This is a genomic window from Pseudonocardia sp. Cha107L01 (assembly GCF_052566575.1).
Map to the genome: position 1 here is coordinate 8409883 of NZ_CP199579.1, position 20762 is coordinate 8430644.

The 20762-nt window shown below is 67.2% G+C and carries 21 protein-coding genes and 1 pseudogene; 3 read left to right on the top strand and 19 right to left on the bottom strand.

Annotation, left to right across the window (positions count from 1 at the left end; translation table 11 throughout):
* Positions 1-231: 231 nt before the first annotated feature.
* The 4 genes from ACTXG6_RS39675 to ACTXG6_RS39690 form a co-directional block, all read right to left on the bottom strand.
* On the bottom strand, positions 232-1800 hold the full coding sequence (locus tag ACTXG6_RS39675; RefSeq protein ID WP_445184445.1) for an amino acid permease: 1569 nt from the start codon (positions 1798-1800) through the stop codon (positions 232-234).
* Between the two features lie 113 nt (positions 1801-1913).
* On the bottom strand, positions 1914-2171 hold the full coding sequence (locus tag ACTXG6_RS39680) for a hypothetical protein (protein ID WP_445184446.1): 258 nt from the start codon (positions 2169-2171) through the stop codon (positions 1914-1916).
* Between the two features lie 61 nt (positions 2172-2232).
* Positions 2233-2622, bottom strand: coding sequence for a VOC family protein (locus tag ACTXG6_RS39685; RefSeq protein ID WP_445184447.1), 390 nt, complete (start codon positions 2620-2622; stop codon positions 2233-2235).
* On the bottom strand, positions 2619-2915 hold the full coding sequence (locus ACTXG6_RS39690; protein ID WP_445184448.1) for an ArsR/SmtB family transcription factor: 297 nt from the start codon (positions 2913-2915) through the stop codon (positions 2619-2621). Before ACTXG6_RS39690 ends, ACTXG6_RS39685 begins: the two co-directional genes overlap by 4 nt.
* A 291-nt stretch (positions 2916-3206) precedes the next feature.
* Between ACTXG6_RS39690 and ACTXG6_RS39695 the strand changes: the two genes are divergently transcribed.
* Positions 3207-3641, top strand: a complete 435-nt coding sequence (locus tag ACTXG6_RS39695) for a cupin domain-containing protein (protein ID WP_445184449.1) — start codon at positions 3207-3209, stop codon at positions 3639-3641.
* Here the strand turns inward: ACTXG6_RS39695 and ACTXG6_RS39700 are convergent.
* The 10 genes and pseudogenes from ACTXG6_RS39700 to ACTXG6_RS39745 form a co-directional block, all read right to left on the bottom strand.
* A pseudogene (locus ACTXG6_RS39700) lies at positions 3633-3920 on the bottom strand (dioxygenase family protein); the annotation flags it as partial. The gene ACTXG6_RS39695 and the pseudogene ACTXG6_RS39700 sit on opposite strands and share 9 nt — an antisense overlap.
* Before the next feature lie 85 nt (positions 3921-4005).
* Positions 4006-4857, bottom strand: a complete 852-nt coding sequence (locus ACTXG6_RS39705; protein ID WP_445184450.1) for a citryl-CoA lyase — start codon at positions 4855-4857, stop codon at positions 4006-4008.
* 24 nt (positions 4858-4881) lie between these two features.
* On the bottom strand, positions 4882-5739 hold the full coding sequence (locus tag ACTXG6_RS39710) for a CaiB/BaiF CoA transferase family protein (protein ID WP_445190242.1): 858 nt from the start codon (positions 5737-5739) through the stop codon (positions 4882-4884).
* 17 nt (positions 5740-5756) lie between these two features.
* Positions 5757-7274 carry an IS1634 family transposase gene (locus ACTXG6_RS39715; protein ID WP_445184451.1) on the bottom strand — a complete coding sequence of 506 codons (1518 nt, stop codon included), beginning with the start codon at positions 7272-7274 and terminating at the stop codon, positions 5757-5759.
* A gap of 64 nt (positions 7275-7338) precedes the next feature.
* Positions 7339-7707, bottom strand: a complete 369-nt coding sequence (locus tag ACTXG6_RS39720) for a CoA transferase (RefSeq protein ID WP_445184452.1) — start codon at positions 7705-7707, stop codon at positions 7339-7341.
* Between the two features lie 20 nt (positions 7708-7727).
* On the bottom strand, positions 7728-9242 hold the full coding sequence (locus ACTXG6_RS39725; RefSeq protein ID WP_445184453.1) for an MFS transporter: 1515 nt from the start codon (positions 9240-9242) through the stop codon (positions 7728-7730).
* Positions 9243-9297: 55 nt separating this feature from the next.
* Positions 9298-9945, bottom strand: coding sequence for a flavin reductase family protein (locus ACTXG6_RS39730; protein WP_445184454.1), 648 nt, complete (start codon positions 9943-9945; stop codon positions 9298-9300).
* A 28-nt stretch (positions 9946-9973) separates the two neighbouring features.
* A complete protein-coding gene (locus ACTXG6_RS39735) occupies positions 9974-10453 on the bottom strand; it encodes an enoyl-CoA hydratase-related protein (protein WP_445184455.1) in 480 nt (159 codons plus the stop codon).
* 336 nt (positions 10454-10789) lie between these two features.
* Entirely contained in the window at positions 10790-12283 is a 1494-nt protein-coding gene (locus ACTXG6_RS39740) for an aldehyde dehydrogenase (protein WP_445184456.1), read from the bottom strand.
* 47 nt (positions 12284-12330) lie between these two features.
* Complete coding sequence (locus tag ACTXG6_RS39745) at positions 12331-13674, bottom strand: MFS transporter (RefSeq protein ID WP_445184457.1); 1344 nt, start codon at positions 13672-13674, stop codon at positions 12331-12333.
* A gap of 203 nt (positions 13675-13877) precedes the next feature.
* Between ACTXG6_RS39745 and ACTXG6_RS39750 the strand changes: the two genes are divergently transcribed.
* Positions 13878-14645, top strand: coding sequence for an IclR family transcriptional regulator (locus ACTXG6_RS39750; protein WP_445184458.1), 768 nt, complete (start codon positions 13878-13880; stop codon positions 14643-14645).
* Between the two features lie 103 nt (positions 14646-14748).
* On the opposite strand, the gene ACTXG6_RS39755 is transcribed toward ACTXG6_RS39750, so the two are convergent.
* From ACTXG6_RS39755 to ACTXG6_RS39775, 5 genes are read right to left on the bottom strand one after another with little or no spacing between them, the layout of a single operon-like run.
* Entirely contained in the window at positions 14749-15528 is a 780-nt protein-coding gene (locus tag ACTXG6_RS39755) for an alpha/beta fold hydrolase (RefSeq protein WP_445184459.1), read from the bottom strand.
* On the bottom strand, positions 15525-16004 hold the full coding sequence (locus tag ACTXG6_RS39760) for a (2Fe-2S)-binding protein (RefSeq protein ID WP_445184460.1): 480 nt from the start codon (positions 16002-16004) through the stop codon (positions 15525-15527). Before ACTXG6_RS39760 ends, ACTXG6_RS39755 begins: the two co-directional genes overlap by 4 nt.
* Positions 16001-18334, bottom strand: coding sequence for a xanthine dehydrogenase family protein molybdopterin-binding subunit (locus ACTXG6_RS39765; RefSeq protein WP_445184461.1), 2334 nt, complete (start codon positions 18332-18334; stop codon positions 16001-16003). Before ACTXG6_RS39765 ends, ACTXG6_RS39760 begins: the two co-directional genes overlap by 4 nt.
* Positions 18291-19259: an FAD binding domain-containing protein gene (locus tag ACTXG6_RS39770; RefSeq protein ID WP_445184462.1), complete on the bottom strand. Its 969-nt coding sequence runs from the start codon at positions 19257-19259 to the stop codon at positions 18291-18293. The genes ACTXG6_RS39765 and ACTXG6_RS39770 overlap by 44 nt, the downstream gene beginning before the upstream one ends.
* Positions 19256-19855, bottom strand: coding sequence for a CoxG family protein (locus ACTXG6_RS39775; RefSeq protein WP_445184463.1), 600 nt, complete (start codon positions 19853-19855; stop codon positions 19256-19258). Before ACTXG6_RS39775 ends, ACTXG6_RS39770 begins: the two co-directional genes overlap by 4 nt.
* Positions 19856-19982: 127 nt before the next feature.
* Here ACTXG6_RS39775 and ACTXG6_RS39780 point away from each other — a divergent pair, with 127 nt between their 5' ends.
* Entirely contained in the window at positions 19983-20753 is a 771-nt protein-coding gene (locus ACTXG6_RS39780; protein WP_445184464.1) for an IclR family transcriptional regulator, read from the top strand.
* Positions 20754-20762 lie beyond the last annotated feature (9 nt).

Here is a 20762-nt window from a genome sequence, read left to right on the forward strand (position 1 = left end):
CTGACGGCTGCTGCGACGAGCTTGATAGCAGTAAAGAAAGTTCTCACACCGCAGATCAGGCCGAGCAGTGCGCCAATTGCTGTACTGATCGCGATTCTGACCGTCACCCCTTCTGGCCAGACTGTCTATCTGTTGAGCTATCGGCGCAGGTCAGCGCCGTGGCGCAATTCGTTCCGCTTCAACCTGTAGCTGAGCGGCGTATCGCCTGGTGGGCGGTGTCCCGACTGGACACTAGGAGACCCCCTCCAGCTCTTCGCCGGATTCGTCGACCTGCCTGATCGGGCCGGTGAACCAGTGCTTCACCGACACGTGCCAGTAGATGAACAAGAGGATCAGCACGCCGCCGACCAGGATCGGGGTGTAGTTCACCGCTTTCCACTCGAACGACGGGTCCCATGGCACCCCGGCGTTGCTGTAGGGGAACAGCGCGATGATCGAGGTCACCAGAATCTCGACTACCGCGACCGGGGCCATCCACGTGTGATGGCCGCGCAGGTTCCAACTGCCCACCTCGAACGAGGCGCCCATCCGCCAGCGCAGGTAGATCGGGATAGCGAAGCACAGGTAGAGCCCGACGACGCCGATCGAGACCACCGCGAAGAACGCCACGGGGACGGGTGCGCCGTTGACATCGACGGCAACGAGTGCGGGCAGCGTGATGATCGCCGCGACCACGGCGGTGACCATGACCGCATTGGCCGGCACCCTGCTCTTGCTCACCGCCGACCACAGTTGATGGCCCGGTACCGCACGGTCGCGGCTGAACGCGAACAGCATCCGCGAGGCGCTCGTCTGGCAGGCGGTGGTGCAGAAGAGCTGCCCGGCGGCCGAGATCAGCAGGAGGGTACCCACCCACTTGGGACTCAGCGCCTGGTTGAAGATCGTCACTACCGCACCGCCGCTGGCTGTCACCTTGTCGGCGTCCCGCACCGCGAACAGGAACGACAGCAGCAGGATCCAGCCACCGATGGCCGAATAGAAGATTGACCGCCAGATGCCTTTGGCCGCCGCGTCGCCCGCTGAGTGGGTCTCCTCCGACAAGTGCGCGGACGCGTCATAGCCGGTGATCGTGTACTGCGTCAGGATCGCCGCGATCGGCAGCACGAAGATCAACCAGCCGAAGCCCTTCCCACCGCCGAACATGCCACTGTTATTGATCGTCTGGGCGAACACATCGGAGAAGCTGGCGTGCTGCTCGGGTATGAAGATCAGGATCAGCACCACAGCGGCCGCGCCGATCACGTGCCACCACACCGAGATGTTGTTGATGATCGCCAGCAGGTGCGACGAGAAGATGTTGATGATCGCCGACCCGGCCAGGATGACCACGAACAGCAGGAACGTCCTCGTCAGGCTGTAGCCCGCCAGCCAACTCTCGCTGAACGTGCCTAGCGTCAGGTCCACGAACGTCGCGCAGCCGTAGGCCACCGACGCCAGGATGGCGATCAGGCCGATGAGGTTCAGCCAACCTGCGTAGAAGCCGGCCTTTGGGCCGCCGAGTTTGGCCGCCCACCAATAGATTCCGCCCGAGGTCGGGTAGGCCGACACGAGTTCGGACATGCACAGCCCGATGATCAGGATGAAGATCGAGACGAGCGGCCAGCCCCAGGCGATTGCCGCCGGGCCGCCGTTGTTCCAACCTAGGCCGAACGAGGTGAAACAGCCCGCCAGGATGGAAATGATCGAGAACGAGATCGCGAAGTTCGAGAAGCCCGACCAGGATCGGTGCAACTCCTGCGCGTAGCCGAGCTTGGCGAGTTGTCGCTCGTCATCGTTCAAAATCTCCTGACCGTCTGACATCGCGGCTCTCCTTCGTGAGACCACAGCGCCGTGCGGACGAGCGCTCGCTGCCTAGGCACAGTAGATCGCTACCGGCCGGCTGTCCCACCTTTGGAGATAACAGGTTCGACTATTCAAGCGCCGAGCTGTAGGTCGTCGTGGGCGACCTGCCAGCTGGTGAGGTCGCTGGCTAATGCCGTCGCAGACAGGTGCGTGAGCACGAGTTGCCGGCAGGTGAGCCGATCGCGATAGCGCGCCAAGGTGTCAAGGTCGAGGTGCCAACGCACTGGGTGAGGGTTATCGCCCTCGCACAGGAACACCTCGACGTCCCCTGCGGCAAACCGACCGCCCGACCCGAATGCATCACCGCTACCCACCACCGTCAGCCGCATCAGACCATCCTCACTCAAAGCGGGCAGCCAGCTGCCCGATGTTGCTGGCGGCGGTGAGCGACTACTTCATGGCGGCGATCTGGATCAGGTTGCCGCAGGTGTCGTCGAAGACGGCGGTGACCACCGGCCCCATGTCGGTCGCGTCTTGGGTGAACTCGACGCCCAGTCCCTTGAGCCGCTCGACCTCGGCGTAGACGTCGTCGACGGCGAACTGGGTGAACGGGATGCCGTCGGTGACCAGGGCCTTCTTGAACGGGCCCGCCGCCGGGTGGCCGTCCGGCTCCAGCAGCAGTTCGACGCCGTCCGGGTTGGCGGGCGAGACCACGGTGAGCCAGCGGGCCTCGCCGACGGGCTCGTCGGTCTTCTTGATGAACCCCAGCTTCTCGGTGTAGAAGGCAAGCGCCTTGGCCTGGTCGTCGACCAACACGCTGGTGATGTTGATGCTGATCACGGGTTCGGTTCCTCTCGGTCGATGGGCCACCGCTCGACGATCGAGCGCAGCGGGCTCGTGTCGATGTGGTGGAACTTGTACCGGCCCTGCCGCCGGGTGTGCACCAGGCCGGCCTGTTCCAGCACCGCGAGGTGCTGCGAGATGGCCTGGCGCGAGGAGGCCAGGCCGTGCTTCATGGTCAGTCGGCCGCAGATCTCGAACAGCGTCTGACCGTCCTTGTCCGTCAGCTCGTCCAGGATGGTGCGTCGCGTCGCGTCGCCGATTGCCTTGAACAGGTCGGGGTCCGCGTCCACAGGCCCAGTTATAGGCAAGTCCTCACTTGCCTGTCAAGGTTAAGAATGGCCGCATGCGCGCTGATCGCCGACCGCACGCGAGCTGACCAGCACCTTCGGGTGCTGGCCGCCCGGACCTTCGACTTCGTGGACTGAATCATGGATTGAACGGCGCTATCGTCGATGCATGCCACCCCGCCGACGGCGTCCCCGCGGCCACGCGGGCGTCGACCGGCATCGTGAGGCAGTCGGCTGCTGCTCGGCCGACGGCCTCGCTGCACCCCGATCCAGAACAGCCCTCGGAAGGATTCGATGATCGACCAGCCGGAAACTGCCCAGCCCGACACCGACCAGCCGGCCTTCGCCCCCGTTCGGCCGGTGGATCGGGCGAAGTTCGCGGCGCTGGCGCCGGACGAGCGGTACTCGCAGATGCTGCTCGGCCATGACAACGGCGCGCGGCACTGCTCCATCGCCTACATCCAGACGCCCCCCGGAGGCGGATCACCGGAAGGTCTGCACACCCACGAGGGCGACCAGATCTTCTTCGTGCTCCAGGGCACGATGAGCATCGAGGTCGACGGTACCGAGCACTCCGTCGAAGCGGGCAATCTGATCGTCTTCCCTGCCGGCGTGCCGCACCGGAACTGGAACGACGGGACCGAGCCCACCGTGCACCTGGCCGTCAACGCCCCCTTGCCCGACCCGGCCAAACCGTTCGCGCGCCGGGTCAATCCAGCGTCAGGCTGACGAGCAGAACGTCGCGCACGGCCCCTCGTCCGAGTCCACAGCGACTTGCGCGAGCACGACGTCGTAGGGCGTGTACCGCCGGCCGTCGTCGCCGGACCGGGGGTCGAGCGCCAGCTCCGGCTTGGTGGCCTCGGCCACGTCGCGCGCCGGCCGCCAGGCGTGCCAGCCGGCCGCCGCGATCAGCCTGCCGGTCGGGCCGTCGGTGGGGATCTGGTACGGCGCGGGGCGCACCGTGTTGATCTCGAAGCAGCCCTGCTCGTCGGCGACCACGACCGCGCGGAAGACCTGGCTGGCGGAGGCGCCGGAACCAGCGGCGGTGGGTGGGTGCTCGGTGGTGGTCACAGCGGCTCTCCTCGCGGTGGATTCACGGAAGGTCTGTCGGGGGCGGTGGGGCGGTCTCTCCTGGGTCGCACTGCTCGGTTTGTGCGTCGGGGTCGACGTAGCGCACGTGCCGGTCGACGCTGGCGTACACCTGGTTGGCGATGGGCGCTCGCCGCTCCTCGGCAAGTTGGCCGAGCAGGCCGGCAGTTCGTGCCAGCAGCGCGAAGCCCCGCAGCAGCTCGACGGGCAGGCCCAGGTCGGCGAGCACGGCGCCGCACATGCCCGCACCGTTGAGCGGCAGGTGACGCCCGAAGACCTGCGCCGAGACCCGTCCGATCGCGGTGAACAGCTCGAGGTGCGACCCGTAGCGGTCTTCCTCGCAGGCGATCCGCAGCAGCACCGGGTTGCGCGGCTCCTCGGTCTTGTGGACTGGGTGCCCGAGTCCGGGCACTGGCCCTCGCCGGGCCTCGCGGTGCTGGACCAGCACTTCTGTCGCCAGGCGGTCCCACCCGGGTTGGTCGGCGGGGGGTGGTTCGGGCTGGGCCGCGAGGGCGCTCGCCAGGAACCGGGCGGTGTCCTCGGTGACCCCGAGGAAACGGGAGCCACCGCCCAGGATTCCGGCGGCGATCGCTCCCTGCACCGATTCTGGAGCGCTGAAGTAGGTCAGGCGCGCGGCGATGGCCGACAGGGTGAACCCGTGGTCGGCCAGCGCGACCAGGGTGGCTTCGAAGAGCCGGAGCTCGCCCGGCGTCGGTCTGCGCATGCTGACCAGCCAGAACGCGAGCTCCCCGAAGGAGACCTGGCCCATCAGCTCACCGGCCAGGTCCTTACCGAGCAGCGTGATGCTGTCGGCGTCCGACATGCCCAGTGATGTCGGGTAGCGGGTGTCGTCCACGGTCGATTCCCCGATCCCTCGCCATCAGCCTTCGAGTAGCCGAGCGATCTCGGATTCCGGGTAGTCCAGCCGGTGCAGGACGGCGGCGAGATCGGCGTTGTACGCCGGGGCACCGCCGCGTGGCCGGTCCGCGCCGGTCCCGGGCGCCACGACGTATCGACCGCCGAGCGCGCCCGAGGTGGCATCGAACTCCCGTACGACGCCCAAGGCCTCGGCTTGCGGGTCGCTGAGCGCCTCCGCGATGTCGTTGATCGGGCTGCACGGGACATCGTGCTGGTACAGACGCTCGAGGACCTCGGCGCGGGTCCACCTGCCGAACTCCTCGGCGAGGGTCTTATGGACAAGATCATAATTCTCGATCCGCCGATCGGCGGAGCTGAACCGGGGATCGGATGCCAGATCCTCACGGCCCAGTGCCTTCGTCAGGCCCTCCCAGAACTTCTGCCGGGACGACACGTGGATGGCCACCGGTTTGCCGTCCTCGGTGACAAAACCATAGGACTGCGAGTAGTGCGCCCGCGACCACGCGTCGGCCGTCGTGCCGTTGTCGAGATAATCCGCGATCGCGAGGGGCTGAAAGGCGAGCGCGGACTCCAGCATGCTCACCGAAACCCTGCTTCCGGTACCGGTGACGTTCCGGTTCACCAGTGCGCTGGTCACCGCGTATGCGGCGAAGATCCCGGTGACCTGGTCGATGATGGTCGGCCCGATCGCCTCTGGCTGATCCAGCGAGACGAGTTGGCTCCAGAAGCCGGACTGCGCCTGGACAACGGCGTCATAGGCCGGCCTCCGAAAATCCGGCCCGTACAGCCCCATGCCCGATATGCCGCAGTAGACAAGTTCGGGATTGCGCTGCCGGAGTACCTCGTAGCCCAGCCCCAGCCCCGACTTGGCTCAAATTAGTGCGCACGTTCGCGCCGGTGGATGCGTGTGAGCGCTTCCTGTAGGTCCTCGGGGATGGGGTCTTCGGCGGTGAGGAGCTGGCCGGCGGCGTTGATCTGGACGGTTCGGTAGCGGCGGGCGGTCCGGACGAACCTGCGGATCGACCAGCCGGTGCGGTCTTCGACCAGGCGAGAGACCGCGAGTGCTGCGAACACGATCGTCAGGTGTGCCTCGATGGAGGCGCGTTTGTGGTGGTAGATCGGTCGGGCGGCGAGGTCGTGCTTGGACATCCGGAACGACTTCTCGATCTGGAACAGCCGGTGGTAGGCGCCGATCACGAACTCCGGTGTCGGCTCGGGCAGGTTGGTGATGTAGCCCTTCCATCCGGCCAACGTCCGCGCTTTGGTCTCCAGGGCGCGGTTGACGCTCTTCTTGGCGTCGACGAGCTTGATGAACCGGTTGCGCTTGACCGGGATCTTCCCGTCCACGGCCTTCTCTGCCTTGGCGATCTGCTCGTCGATGCCGTGCAGCGTGCGCCGGGCCCGATCAGCGGTGTACTGGTAGTAGACGACCTGGTCACGGCGCTTGTCGGACGGCCCAGCCGGTCTGGGTTGAATCAGGATCAGCTTGTCCGGGACCGGCTCGTCAGGGTTCTTGCGCCGCCATTCGGTCACTACGTAGGGGATGTCTGGGGTCTTCGCACCGAGGATGAACGTCAGCCCCGCGGCCTCGATGGCCTTCATGTTCCCGTCGGAGATCATCCCGGCGTCGGCGACGATGGTGACATCGGCCAGGTGGTGGGCTGCCATGAACGCGGTGATCGTCGGGACCATGGTCGTGGTCTCGGCCCGGTTGCCCTCGAACGCCTCGACCATCAGCGGGAACCCACTAGCGTCGGTGAGCAGCCCGATGGTGATCTGAGGTTCCAGGCGGCGCTCCTTGGAGAACCCGGGCTCGCGGAACCCATCGCCGGCGTCAGCCTCGAAGTACAGGGTCGAGACGTCGTAGAGCACCAACGATGCCGGCCCGAGACCGGCATGCGTCGCGCAGGCAGCGGCGAGCTTGGCCCGCCACGCATCATCGGCATAGGACTGCAAGCGGCGCTTGAGGGTGGCGTAGGAGATCGCGTCGACACCGGCTTCGGCCAGGACCCGCAGGCTGTCCTGCTTGCTGGTCGGCTCGATGATCCGGGCCAGCACCAGCTGGCGGAACACCTCGTCGCCGGCGACCGCGTCGTCGAATCCGAGCTGGTCGTAGGCGGTGCACAGCGCATCCCACAGCGGCGCCATCCGCGTCGACACGATCTGCAACGGACCCGACCCGACCGTCGTGACGGTCTCGGGGTCCAAGCCCAGCTCGAGTTCGCCCTGCCCGCCGGCCAGCCGCCGGCGGGCGACGGCCTTGAGGGCTTCGATCGCCTGCTCGTCACGCGCGGAGCCCAAGTGCTCGATATCGCGTGCACCGCGCCGGGAACCGTGCACGATCTGCACCGCGGTCGCACCCGAGCCGGTCCGAACCGTGCGCACGTACGCCACCAGCGCAGACTACGAGATCCACTTAGTGCGCAGAATCAGCCGATCCAGCCGGTGAACCCGCAGCTCAACAACCCGACGCCGCCTTCAAGATCCACCCATGAGCCAAGTCAGGGTAGACAAGTTCGGGATTGCGCTGCCGGAGTACCTCGTAGCCCAGCCCCAGCCGGTCCATCGTGCCTGGGCGGAAGTTCTCCAGAACGACGTCCGCCTCTGCACACATGTCCAGAAAGACGCGTCGGCCGTCATCCGATTTCAGGTCCAACCCGACGCTGTTTTTCCCCCGGTTCAGTGCGTCGAAGAACGTGCTGCGCCCCTGCGAAGCCCCGCCCCAGAACCGGAACGGGTCCCCGCCGGGCGGCTCCACCTTTGTGACGTCCGCCCCGTAGTCCGAGAGGATCATGCCGGCATACGGCCCGCTGACGACCGTTGCCACCTCGAGTACCCGAATCCCAGTCAGAAACCCCATTCTGTCCTGCCCATCTCCGCACGCATTCGCCGAACGAACACGGGAGCCCACGCGAAGCAACCGACTATTGGGAGGTAAATGCTCATTCGAAACCTCGTTCCCCGCCGCTCATCGGCGGCTTTCCTGAGTCGTTTAGGTGGGTTGCCACCCGCGCCCACAGGTCCGGCCGTTCGAATAGTCCCGCGTGTGGGTGGTTGCTGGCCGCCCGACAGGTCACGCCGCGAGGTCTCACCAATCAGCAACACCGAGGCCAGGGTGATAGCGAAACAAATAGCGAGGAACGCGGATACCCAGGCGCTCCCTCCGCCCAGGGACTGCAATTCGGTGGCGATCAGCGGAGTGAAGCCACCACCCAGCATGGCCGCCATCTGGTACCCGATAGATGCACCCGTGTAGCGGACATTTGTGCCGAACATCTCGGTGAGCAGCGCCGCCAACGGCCCGTATGTGGCGGCCTGCAAGAGTGCAGCCAGCATCATCCCGACGACAAGTCCGCTGGTCGACCCGTCAATCAGCCAGAGGATCGGGTACGCCAGGACCACACCGGAGCCCGCAGCGGTTGCCATCACAGCTTTGCGTCCCACGTGATCGGACAGCACGGCGAATACTGGCGTAGCCAGGAGCACCAGCAAGGCGCTGGCGGTCACCGTCCAGATGATCGTGGACTCGTCGTAGCCAAGATGGAGCGCGTAAGCCACACCGTAGATGTGACCGAAGGCCAGCACCACGAACGTGGCAAGTCCCGCGCCGCAGGCCAGGACCGGTGCTCGAGGTGTGCGCAGCACCGTCAACAGCGGCGAGCGCACTGTGCTCTTCTCGGACTGTGCTTGCTCGAACAGCGGGCTCTCCGTGATCGCCAGCCGGACGAACAACCCGACGCCGCACAAGAGAATGCTCAACAGAAACGGTATCCGCCATCCCCACGCCAGCAGCTGCTCCGACGGCAGCAGCACCACCAGCGAGATAGCAATCTTGGAAACCAGCGAGCCGGCCGATGCACCGACCTGCACGCTGCTGGACCAGAAACCGCGACGCCGCGAGTCCGCATGTTCGACGACCATCAGTGCCGACCCGCCCCATTCGCCACCGGCAGCGATCCCCTGCACCAGACGAAGAATCAGCAAAAAGATCGGCGCCCAGATGCCAATCGTTCGATAGGTAGGCAGGATTCCGATGAGAAAACTGGCGACGCCCATTGTGACCATGGTCCAGGTCAGCACGGACTTACGCCCGAACCGATCGCCGAAATGACCGAGGACGACGCCGCCTACAGGCCGGGTGATGTATCCCGCGGCCATCGTGCCGAAGGCGGCCATGGTGCCGGCGACCGGCGACGCCGAGGGGAAGAACAACTTGTTGAACACCAGGGCGGCCATGGTGCCGTATAGCAGGAAGTCGTAGAACTCGATGGTAGTACCGAGTAGCGCGGACAACGCCACTCTGCGCAACTGGGCTGGCGGTGCGGTCACGGAACACACCTGCTCGTAGGTCTTCTTGTCCACGAATTCGACCACCTTGACGTCATCATTGGCCTCCAGTTCGTAGACACCAGGAGCGCTAGACGCGTCCCTCAAGCCCTGAGGCAAGAGCGGAATCTCCGCCGGGGATAGTCATCGTGAACACGGACTCGACCGATGTGTACTGGTTGTACCCGAGCCGAGCCAGGGGTCGGATCTTGAGCACGTCCACCATCCCGTCCGAGATGGCCCAATCAGCGATGTGGATGGCCAGAACGCGGGCGATGATCAGGTCGACCGTCTGGCCCGTGTTGCCCGCGATCCGAATCGTCTGGACGTATCGGCACTCCATGCTGACCGGAGACTCGGCGACCCTGGGCGCCTTCACGACCCGGGATTCAGCCGATGTCACCCCCGCGAATTCGAACTCGTCGTCCCCGGGGGGCAATTCCCGTGCGGAGCGGTTGACTGCCCCTCGTAGTTCATAGGTCGCGAGGTTCCAGACGAACTCACCGGTGGCCTCGATGTTCCGGACGGTGTCTTTTCGAGTGCCGGTCACCCGCTGATTGATCGCGATGCTCACCGTCGGCGGATCGAATGCCACGTTCTGCGACTGGCTAAAGGGCGCAAGGTTGCGGCGCATGTCAGGGTCAACCGTGGAGATCCACCCAATCGGGCGTGGTACGCATATCGACTTGAACGGGTTTCGGGACAGCCCGTGCTCCGTTACCCCTGGCTCGTAGTACATCGTGTCGCCTCCAGGCCTTTTGGCTGGCCTAGCCGGCCGGATATGGCTCGTCGACCGGCCGGTATGCCTTCTTGTCGACAAATGCCGAGAGCCCGGTACTGTAGCCCTTGGTCGGGTCGGTCGCCTTGAGCTGGACAAATTTTGCACTCAGGTAGTCGAGAGCTTGGTCGTTGTCCATCCCGCGCCTAATCATTCGGTAAACCTCCTTTGTTGCCCTTGCCACGTTTTGATTCTTCTTCATCAACATCTCGGCGAATTCCTGAACTCGCTTGTGGAGCTCGTCGGGGAGGGTGGTGAAGTTGACAAGTCCGACCTCTTGCGCGCGGTTGGCGCTGAAGGTTTCGCCAGTCAGAACGTAGTAGAGACCCTCGCGGTAGCCCATAGAATCCACTACCGCCTTGGTCACCATGCCACCAGGGATGATCCCCCAGTTGACCTCGGAGAGACTGAACTTGGCGTCTTCGGAGGCGATAGCAAAGTCGCAGGCAATGCACCTCGAGGGCGTCAAAGGCAGCGGACATGTCGCGGTGAACCTTGGGGCTCATCGCATTGAGCTTCTCGGGGCGGTTTAGGTATACCCAAGCAATACCGTCCCCTTCCTTTACGATCGTGACGGTAGAATCTACCTCTGTCGAGTTGGTCATTTCCTGCCTCTCCTGGTCGAAACTGAGATTGCCCTGCTTTGTTGAGCGGCGGAGCACACTGTCGACTTCCGTAACCCGGCGGACTCGCTGAGGGTCCTGTCTAAAGACTCATCCGGATCGACTCTCGCGGCTCACCTAGTATCGTATAGTGGACTTATTGTCCTGTCCAGAGGACAGGTCGATAAAATCGAACTTACGGTTCAGCCCAGGACGAACGGGTTTCTGGGTTCGTTCGAAAGGTTCACCCATATTGACTTGGTTTCGGTGTACTCGCGGATCGCGTCTATGCCGTTTTCGCGACCCAGTCCACTCTGCTTCACGCCTCCAAACGGCACACCGGCCCCCACAACCCGATATGCATTGATCCACACGGTCCCGGCCCGCAACTGATGGGCCACGCGATGGGCTCGACCTAGATTTTCTGTCCATACTGCCCCCGCCAGGCCGTAAGGGGTTCCGTTCGCGATGCGGATGGCTTCTTCCTCGTCCTTGAACCTGGAGACCGCCAGTACGGGACCAAAGATCTCCTCATCCACGACAGACATTCCTGGAGCCGTTCCCGTGATGACCGTGGGCTGCATGAAGAGGCCGCCGAGAACGGGGTCGGATCGGCCTCCGCAGACAATCTCGCCGCCGTCAGAGGACGCCTTCTTCAAGAAGGACTGAATCTTTGCGAACTGTGCCGGATTAGATACCGGTCCCATTTCTGTGTCCGCCGCCGCGGGATCGCCCAGCTTGATGGCTTCGGCACGATCCACGACGCTCTGCACGAAGTCATCGTGGATGCTGTCTTCTACCAGGAGCCTCGAGCCCGCCATGCACGTCTGGCCCGTAGCGGCAAAGATGCCAGAGATGACTCCGTTCGCGGCAGCATCGAGGGGTGCGTCCGCAAAAACGATCTGCGCGGACTTCCCGCCGAGTTCGAGGACCACACCGGAAAGGTTCCGCATCGCTGACATGCCAACGTCGATTCCGACCGCCGTGGATCCGGTGAAGGCGACTTTGTCGACATCGGGGTGGGAAGCCAACGCCCGACCTACGTCAGGACTGATCGACGTAACGACGTTGAAGACGCCCGGCGGGAAGCCCGCCTCGTGGACGCGCTCCGCGAAGGCAAGCGTCGAGACAGGTGTGTGCTCCGACGGCTTGACAACGAATGTGCATCCCGCCGCAAGTGCGGGTGCGAGCTTCCACGCCATGAGGAGGAGCGGAGAATTCCACGGTGTGATTGCGGCAACCACGCCCACGGGCTCGCGAACGGTATAGGCAAGATACGACGGCTGCTGCGTCGGGATCACATCGCCCTGGATCTTGTCGGCCAAGCCGGCGAAGTAGTGGTAGTAGTCGGCCAGCGCGTGCATCTGGCCGACCATCTCACGAAGCAGTTTGCCGTTGTCCTGCGTCTCAATGCGGCCGAGCTCCTCCGCATCGCGTTCGATGATGTCCGCGAGTCGTCGGAGGAGACGGCTGCGCGCGGTCCCGCTGACGGCGGCCCATTCCGGAAATGCGTGCTTGGCGCTCTGGACGGCGCGATCGACATCCGCGTGGTCAGCGTTCGGCACTTCGGCCCACTGGATGCCATCGAAGGGGTTGATGCTCGCAAACGTTCGTCCCGAGATAGCGTCGACGAATTCGCCACCGATGAACATCTTCTTCGCGAACGTGTGAGGGCGGCCGCTCGGGATTGCAGTCACCTGAAGTCCTTTCGCTGAGCCCATTGCGGCGGTTCCTTTCATCGGGGTCAGTGCTGCGTGGTGGGTAGGCCGAGCCGCTGGGCATCGCGGTGGGGGCGGATGGCGACCGCGGCGGTGATGCCACCGGCGAGCAGGAGCGCTCCGAGTAGCCAGAACAGGTGGTGGAATCCGCCGAGCGCGCTGCTGGCGTGTTGGATGAGGGCACCGGTGAGGTAGGGGGCGTAGAGGCCCGCGGTGCTGAAGCCGATGATGCTGAAGGCCATGACGGCGGGGCGTTGCCGGACAGGGCAGATCTCGGCAGCGGTGAGGTTGACGAGACTGAGGGTGCCGCTGGGCAGCCCGAATGCGACGGCCAGCAGCGGGATCTGCCAATCGGACGTTCCGGTGGCGGGGACGAGCAGGAGGCAGGCTCCGCTGATGGTCCCGATGGCGCCGATGGTGAAGCCGCAGGACCAGCGGGTGGGCACACCGCGGGCGGCGAGCCCGCGGGCGAGCGCTCCCGTGCCGATCATGCTGACGATGCCGACGATCGGAGGCAGCGCCATGATCGACCCGGTGGTCGTGAGGCTGTAGCCGAGGCCCCTTTCCAGATACGTCGGAAGCCAGGTGGCGGAGATGACCACGGCCCAGTAGGAGAAGTGGGCACCGGCGACTCCTCCGAGCCAGGTGGGTGTGGTGAGGATCTTGCGGTAAAGCACGCGGGGATCGGTGGTGGTGTCGGCAGCCGCGGTCGTGGTGCCGGTCGTGTCGGCGGCGTAACTGGTGAACGGCCCGATCCGTCCGATGATCAGCCACACCGCCGTCCAGATGAGCCCGACGACCGCCAGCACGAGAAAGGCCGCGCGCCACCCGAAATTGGTGATCACCCAGGTAAGGCTCGGTGCGGCGATGGCCAGGCCCAAGGCGCTGCCGGCCGTGGCGATCGAGCCGGGCAAGGCGCGCTCACGGTAGGGGAACCAGGTGTAGAGGTGGTGGACCAGCAGGGCGGTACTCGGGCCCTCCGCCGCGCCGAGCAGGATCCGACTGGCCAAGAGCGCCGGCAGGGTGGCGAACAGCAGCACCGCGTCCTGTGCGAGTGACCACACCACCACGAGCGCGGCGAGCACCCAGCGGGTGGACACCCGGTTGGCGATCAACCCGACGGCAATCGGCGTCAGGCAGAACAGGAAGAACAGGCTGCTGCCGGCCAGGCCGAACTGGGTGGGCGAGAGGTGCAGCTCGCGCATGATCGGCTCGGCTGCCAGCCCGATCACGCCCTTGTCCGCCCAGTTAATGATCATCATGACGGTCAGCCAGCCGGTAATCCCCCAGCCAGCCAGGCGCCGGCGCCGATCCCGCCCGGCGTCCTCGACTCTGGGCAGGGTGCGCGTGGTCTCGGTTTGATGCGTCATCGCGGTTACTCCGAGGGCAAGCTGTGGTGGGGGTCACCACGGGGTGGCGAGGCCCAGCGTGGCACCGGGGGGCCGGCACTTCCTACACTTCTATTCCGTTGAACGGAATATCGCGGTGCGGCTGGCTGCCGCCGCCGTGACGGAACGCGCAGACGCCGACGTCGCGTGACCTAGGCTGATCCGGCTCTCGATGAGGAGAAAGCATGGCTGGGCAGATCCGGGAACCCGGGCGCACGACTACCAGCCGTGTATTGGCCTTGTTGGGGGCGTTCGGGCCCAAAGACACCAGCCTGTCGCTGGCCGAGTTGTGTCGGCGCACGGGATTGGCGCCGGCCACCGCGCACCGGATCGCCGGGGAGTTGGTCGCCTGGGGTGGGCTGGAACGCACCGACGGGCATCGCTACGAGATCGGGCTACGACTGTTCGAGATCGGCATGCGCGCCCCCAGCCGCCGCGGCCTAGCCGAGGTGGCGGTGCCGTTCCTGGAAACCCTGTACGAGGTCACCCGCGAAAACGTCTACCTCGCCGTGCGCGACGGCCACCAGGCGGTGTACCTGCACGCCCTCACCGGCAGCCACGCCGTCGCCGCGCCGGCCCCACCAGGGGGACGACTTCCGTTGCACGCCACCGGCATGGGCAAAGCTCTGCTCGCTTTCACCCCACGCGAAGTCGTCAACGAGGTGATCGCCGCCGGGTTGACCCGCCACACCCCGCACACCATCACCGAACCCGCCATGCTGCTCCGTGCCCTGGCCAAGATCCGCCGGGATGGCTACGCAACGGGCAACCAGGGTCACTTCTTGGGCGCCGTCTCCGTGGCCGCGCCCGTCCTCGGCCCCGACGGCTACGCTGTCGCCGCCATCTCCGTCGTGGTGCACAGCGTTCGGGCCAACGTAGCCAGACTCGGCCCCGCCGTGCGTACCGCCGCCCAGGGCATCGCCCGCCAAGTCGGCACCCATCCGCCGGGGTAGGACCGACCTCACCCTGTGGCCACGTCCGACAGCATGAAACGAGCCGCGCCTGGACCTCGGCTGAGGTTTTGATCTTGCCCGCTTATCGGCGCCGCGCCGCTCCTCAGCCGCTCAGGTGGGTTTCCACGCGGGCCCAAAGGTCGGGGCGCTCGATCAGGCTCAGGTGGCGCGTGTCGTCGAGCACCTCGAGTCGGGCGTCGGGGATGCGTGTGGCGAGCACCTGGGCCATGGCCGGCGGGGTGGCGTAGTCGTCCCGCCCGACCAGCACCAGGGTCGGTGCCTTGATACCGCTCAGCCCGGCCTCCGCGTCGAGCCCGGCGAAGGCGTGGCAGGCGGCGGCGTGCGCGACCGAGTCGGTGGCCACGAAGATGTCCGACACCCGCCGCACCTCGTCGGGGCGCGCCTGGATGAAGGCCGGCGAGAACCACCGGTCGACCTGGAAATCCACCTGCTTCTGGCGCGGCACGCCGACGGCCTTCTCCGCTCGCTCGGTCCACTGAGCGGCCCGGTCCGGGCCGTAGCAGGCGGTGGTGTCGGCCAGCACCAGGTGGGCGACCAGGTCGGGCCGGCGCTGGGCGAGCAGGATCGCGGTGCTGCCGCCCATGGACAGCCCGATCACGTCGACCGGCCCGTCGGCGGACGCCTCGATGACCGCCGCCACGTCGTCGGCGAGGTCGGCGATGGTGAACGGGCCGCGGTCCCAGTCCGAGCCGCCGTGACCCCGCGCGTCCGGGGCGAGCACCGTGCGGGTGTCGGCCAGCGCGGTGGCCATCGGGTCCCACAGTCGCCCGGAGAGCGCAAGGGCGTGCAGGGCAACCAGCGGCCGCCCGCCACGGCCGGTGACGGCGACCTCGAAGCCGCCGCGCGGGGTGCCGACCTTCATGCCGACCGCCGTTGTCGTTCGGCCTGCCGGCGCTGTGCGGTGGCCTCGATGGCGGTGCAGATCTCCTGGTAGGTGCCGCAGCGGCAGATGTTGCCCTCCAGGTGCGCGGCGATTTCGGCACGACTGGGCGCCGGGTTCTCGGCCAGGAGCTCGTGGCCCATCAGCACGAACCCGGGGATGCAGTAGCCGCATTGCATCGCCGCGGCGGCGACGAACTCCTCGACCACGTCGTCGTCCTCCGGTAGCCCGTCGGCGGTGGTCAGCGGCACCCTGTCGTAGCGGACCGCGCGGGCCAGGCAGCTGCTCACGCTGTGTCCGTCGGCCAGCACCGTGCACGCGCCGCAGGCGCCGACGCCGCAGCCCTCCCGGACGCTGGTGTGACCGATGCGCCGCAGCACCTCCAGCAGCAGGTCGTCGTCGCCGACGCTGACTCGCTGCCGCACCCCGTTCACCGCCAGCTCGATATCGGTGCTCATGACTGGCCTTCCTGCTCGGTGAGGGCGGTGAGGATGCGTTCCGGGGTGAGCGGTAGCCGGGGGAACCGGATGCCGATCGCGTCGCGTACCGCGTTGGCGATGGCCGGGGCCAGCGGGATGATCGTGGTCTCGCCGACCCCTTTGGCGCCGTACGGGCCGGTGCGGTGCGGGCTCTCCACGATGATCGGGGTGATCTTGTCGGGCAGGTCCAGCACCGAGGGCAGCTGATAGTCCAGCAGCGTGCCGTTCACGATCTGGCCCTCGTCGAAGACCAGTTGGTCGAACAGTGCGTGCCCAATGCCCATGATCGCCGCGCCGGTGAGCTGTTGCTCGACCAGTGTGGGGTTGATCGCCCGGCCCACGTCGCCGGCTACCGCGAGGTGCTCGATGTGCACCCGCCCGGTCTCGGTGTCCACGGTGAGCTGTGCCGCGACCGCGCCGGCGAACCAGTGCTCGGTGACCCGCTCGGACTGGCCGGTCTCGTGGTCGTAGGGCACCCATGAGGTGGTGAAGTTGGCTTCGGTGGTCAACGTGGTGCCCCGCGCTCCGAAGTGCCCGTGCAGCAGCTCCGGCACCGACACCCGCTCCTGGTTCTGCGCGCTGATCAGACCGTCGCCGGTCAGCTTGACGTCGGTTGCGGGCACGCCGAAGCGTGCGGCGGCCAGCTCGAGGAGCTTGTCCCGCATGGCCTCGGCGGCCCGGCGCACGGCGTTGCCGGTGTGGTAGGTCGAGCGGCTGCCGGCGGTGATGGTGTCGTACGGGGTGACGTCGGTGTCGGCGGTGACCACCCGGACCTGGCCCTCGCCCAGGCACAGTGCCTCCGCCGCGATCTGCGCCATGATCGTGTCGCTGCCCTGGCCCATGTCCACGGTGCTGATCAGCAGGGTGGCCGAGGCGTCCTGGTTGAGCTGCAGCACGGCGTTGGAGATCGTCGGGGTGAGCACCGCCTTGATCCCGACGGCGACCCCCCGGCCCCGCCGCAGCCGGCCGTCCGCGCGCTCCAGCGGGGTGTCCCAGCCGACGGCCTCGGTGACCGCGTCCAGGCAGCCCACGAAGTCGGCGCTGTGGATCGGGGTGCCGACCGGGCTGACGTCGCCCTCGCGCAGCAGGTTGCGCCGCCGGAACTCGGCCGGGTCCACACCGGACTCCCGGGCCAGCTCGTCCACCAGCGACTCGTGCGACCAGGTCACCTGGGGCACGCCGAAGCCGCGGAACGGGCCGGCCGAGGGCTTGTTGGTGTAGACGCAGCGGGACCGGACCTCGACGTTGTCCACCCGGTACGGGCCGGCCGCCACCATGCCGGACTTGGCGGTGATCCGTGGCCCGACGTCGGCGTAGGCCCCGGTGTCGTAGCGCACGTCGGCGGTGGACGCGACGATCCGACCCTCGGCGTCGGCGGTCATGCTGCCGGTCACCGCGACGCCGTGCCGGGTGGTCAGCAGGAACGCCTCCTCCCGGCTGGCCACGATGCGCACCGGCAGCTTCTGGCTCCAGGCCAGGGCCGCGGCCAATGGCTCCAGCCGGTCGTACATCTTGGCGCCGAAGCTGCCGCCCAGCGGGGCGGAGCGCACCCGCACGGCGTTGAGCGGGATACCCAGCAGGTCGGCCACCGACTGCCGCACGTAGGACGGGGTCTGGGTGGCGGACAGGATCTCCAGTCGGTCCCCGTCGCGCCAGGCGGCGGTGAACGGCAGCTCGATCGGGACATGGTGGGTCGGCGGGCACCAGAACTCCTCGCGCACCGTCACCCCACCCGCCGAAGCCGCCGCCGCGTCGCCGCGCAGGAGGTGATACTCGTAGTTGACGTTGGTGTCCCGCTTGCCGCGCAGGTGCTTGAGGTCACCGAAGATGATCGACGGCCGCAGCTCCTCGTGCACGTACGGTCCACCGGCGGTTGCCGCGTCCACGTCGTGCACCGCGTCCAGCTCCGCGTAGTCGACCAGCACTCGCTCGGCCGCCGCGCGCGCCGGCACCGGCCCCCGCGCGATCACCGCGGCCACCGGCTCGCCGACGTAGCGCACCTTGCCCACCGCCAGGCAGGGCTGGTCGGCGAACGCCGGGCCGGTCATCAGCGCGTCGCCGAACCGCTCGTAGAGCTGCGCCCCGGTGACCACCGCGACGACGCCGTCCACCGCCAGCGCGTCCTCGACGTCCACCGATTCGAGGAGCGCATGCGGCCGGGTCGCCCGGTGTAGGACCACGTCCAGACTCGGCCGAAGGGGTTGGTCGGCGGCGTAGCGCAGCTCGCCGCGCACCTTGGCCCGCGCGTCCGTGCGCGCCCACCGCTCACCGACCGCGCCACCAGCGCCGCTGTGAAGTCCGTTGAACATCTGAGTCCTCCTCTCGCGTCGATCCCGGTACCGATCCCCGGGTTGACCCCGCCGTCGGCTGCGCTGCCAGGTCCCATGCCGCACGTACGGCGTCGCGGACCGCGACCAGCCCGAGCCGGCGTTTGAACTCCACCCCGCCCCGCACGTCCGGGATCGGGTCGATGATCTGGTCGGCGGCGCGCTGGGCGGCTTCGAGTACCTCGTCGACCGCGGCCCCGACCGGCACCGAAAGGCTCAGGTACTCGGGTTTTGCGGCCAGTGCGCCGAGCCCCATCCGCAGCTCCCAGCGTTCCCGCCGTCGGCCGGTCGGGACCAGCAGCGCGGCGGCCGAGGCGCATGGCCAGTCGTTCACCGACAGGCTGCTCAGCTTGGCGAACGCCGCCGCCGGGCTCGGCTGTGCCGGGATCCGCACGGCGGTGACCAGCTCGCCCTGGGCCAGCGCGGTCTCCTGGAAGCCGGTGAAGAACTCCCGCACCGGGACCAGTCGGGTGCCACCGGCGGAGGTCAGTTCGACCCGTGCGTCCAGGGTCAACAGTGCGGTCGGTGGGTCCAGCCGATAGTCACCGTGGGCCAGGTTGCCGCCCACGCTCGCGGTGTTGCGCACCCTGGGGTTGGCCACCCGGGCGTACACCTGGGCCGCCAGTGGCGCGAGTCGCCGCACCACCGGGTCGGTCTCCATCCGGCGCAGCGTGACCATGGCTCCGACGCGCAGGCCCTCGGGCGTCTCCTCGATCCGGTCCAGGCCGGGCACCCGGGCGATGTCGACCAGGTCGGAGGCGAACAGCACGCCCTGTTTCAGCAGGATCTGGACCGCGGTGCCGCCGCCGTACACCATCGGCTGGTCCAGCTCCGCCAGCAGCGCGCACACCTCGGCCAGCGTGCCCGGCCGGTGCAGCACCGGGGTGTCCAGTTCCAGCGCGCTCACCGCCGGACCGCCGCGCGCCGGCCGCGCAACAGCGCGAGCAGCCGCCGCCACCAGCCACGCCTCACCGGTCCGGCCGCGTCGGTTGCCGCCGTGTGCTCGGCCGGCGGCGCGCTCAGCTCGCGCACCACGGGGTTGTCCGGCCCGGGCGGCCCCGCGGCGCAGACCCGGGAGAAGTCGGCGACGAACTGTCGCTGCACCTCCTCGGATCGCCGCCGGACGATGGACTCGCCCATTCGGCCGATCTTGCCCCACAGCGCGAGGTCCAGGCCGAACTCCACCAGCGAGGATGCCTGCCCCTGGTCCGTGACGACCAGGGTCGCGTCGACCTTGATCGAGCTGCCCAGCTTCCGGTCCTCACCGCGCAGCAGGGCCCGCACCTCGGCCGGGGCGCTCAGCTCGGTGATCTCGGCGGTGAAGCCCGCGCTGAACCGCACGTGGGAGATCTCGTTGACCAGCCGCCCCTCGTAGTGCTTGTCGTCGACCCTCATCAACTCGACGCAGCCGGGTACGCAGGCGCGCATCGAGTCGGGATCCAGGAAGTGCGCGAACACCCGGTCGCGTGCCGCCGGTACCGGGAAGGACGAAGCTAGTTTCATCAATGACCACCAGGGAGGACGATGTATCTCGTATAGAGGACATTAACATGAGAAACTCGGGCGTCAACCCATGTCGGAGCCCGTCGGATACCGTGATCACGACTGGTGGAATGAGGGAGGAGCGTTCGTGGCGAGCGATGTGCCCGCGGTGATGAACGCGGTGCGACTGCTGGAACGGATCGCGCGCGAGTGGCCCGACCCTGTGTCCACCGGCGTGTTGATCGAGGACCTCCAGCTCAACCGCAGCACCTGCTACAACATCCTGGGCACCCTGCAGCGCGCCGGCTGGGCGGCCACCCGGGGAGACCGGGGCGGCTGGTGGCTGGGGCCGCGACTGCTGACTATCGCCGGTGCCTCCGAGGACTGGACCAGTGATGTCGTCCAGGCGGAGCTCGACGAGCTCGGCAAGCGGCTTGGCTTCGTCACGTTCGCGCTCCGCCGGCACGGGTCGGCCGAGTACTCGGTGCTGGCCAAGGCGGACCACGGTCAGGGCGTGCGGATCACCGTCGGACTGGGCGACACCTTCCAGTTCTCCGCGCCGGCGATCATGCGGGCATTCCTGGCCTGGTCCGACCCTGTCGAGGTGGACCGACTGATCGACCGGCACGGGCTGACCGCGTTCACGCCGGAGACGATCGTGGACCGGGCGGCACTACGCGGCGCACTGGCCGATACCCGACAGCGCGGCTACGGCATCAGTATTCGGGAGTACGACCTCGGGCAGTCCGGGGTCTCCGCGCCGGTGTTCGACGACCAGGGCCGGGTAACCATGGCGCTCTGCTCGCTGGCGTTTGCCTCCGAGCTCAACGAGTCCACCGTGGCGGATGCCGGCGAGCTGATCAAGGAGAGCGGTCTGCGCATCACCGAGCGCATCGGCGGCGCGGCCCCTGTCCGCTAACGCGGGCTC

Coding starts and splice junctions, on each gene's coding strand:
- ACTXG6_RS39675 (WP_445184445.1), bottom strand. CDS start 1,800: ATGTCAGACGGTCAGGAGATTTTGAACGATGACGAGCGACAACTCGCC.
- ACTXG6_RS39750 (WP_445184458.1), top strand. CDS start 13,878: ATGGCTGGGCAGATCCGGGAACCCGGGCGCACGACTACCAGCCGTGTA.
- ACTXG6_RS39730 (WP_445184454.1), bottom strand. CDS start 9,945: ATGTACTACGAGCCAGGGGTAACGGAGCACGGGCTGTCCCGAAACCCG.
- ACTXG6_RS39755 (WP_445184459.1), bottom strand. CDS start 15,528: ATGAAGGTCGGCACCCCGCGCGGCGGCTTCGAGGTCGCCGTCACCGGC.
- ACTXG6_RS39765 (WP_445184461.1), bottom strand. CDS start 18,334: ATGTTCAACGGACTTCACAGCGGCGCTGGTGGCGCGGTCGGTGAGCGG.
- ACTXG6_RS39680 (WP_445184446.1), bottom strand. CDS start 2,171: ATGCGGCTGACGGTGGTGGGTAGCGGTGATGCATTCGGGTCGGGCGGT.
- ACTXG6_RS39775 (WP_445184463.1), bottom strand. CDS start 19,855: ATGAAACTAGCTTCGTCCTTCCCGGTACCGGCGGCACGCGACCGGGTG.
- ACTXG6_RS39695 (WP_445184449.1), top strand. CDS start 3,207: ATGATCGACCAGCCGGAAACTGCCCAGCCCGACACCGACCAGCCGGCC.
- ACTXG6_RS39760 (WP_445184460.1), bottom strand. CDS start 16,004: ATGAGCACCGATATCGAGCTGGCGGTGAACGGGGTGCGGCAGCGAGTC.
- ACTXG6_RS39745 (WP_445184457.1), bottom strand. CDS start 13,674: ATGACGCATCAAACCGAGACCACGCGCACCCTGCCCAGAGTCGAGGAC.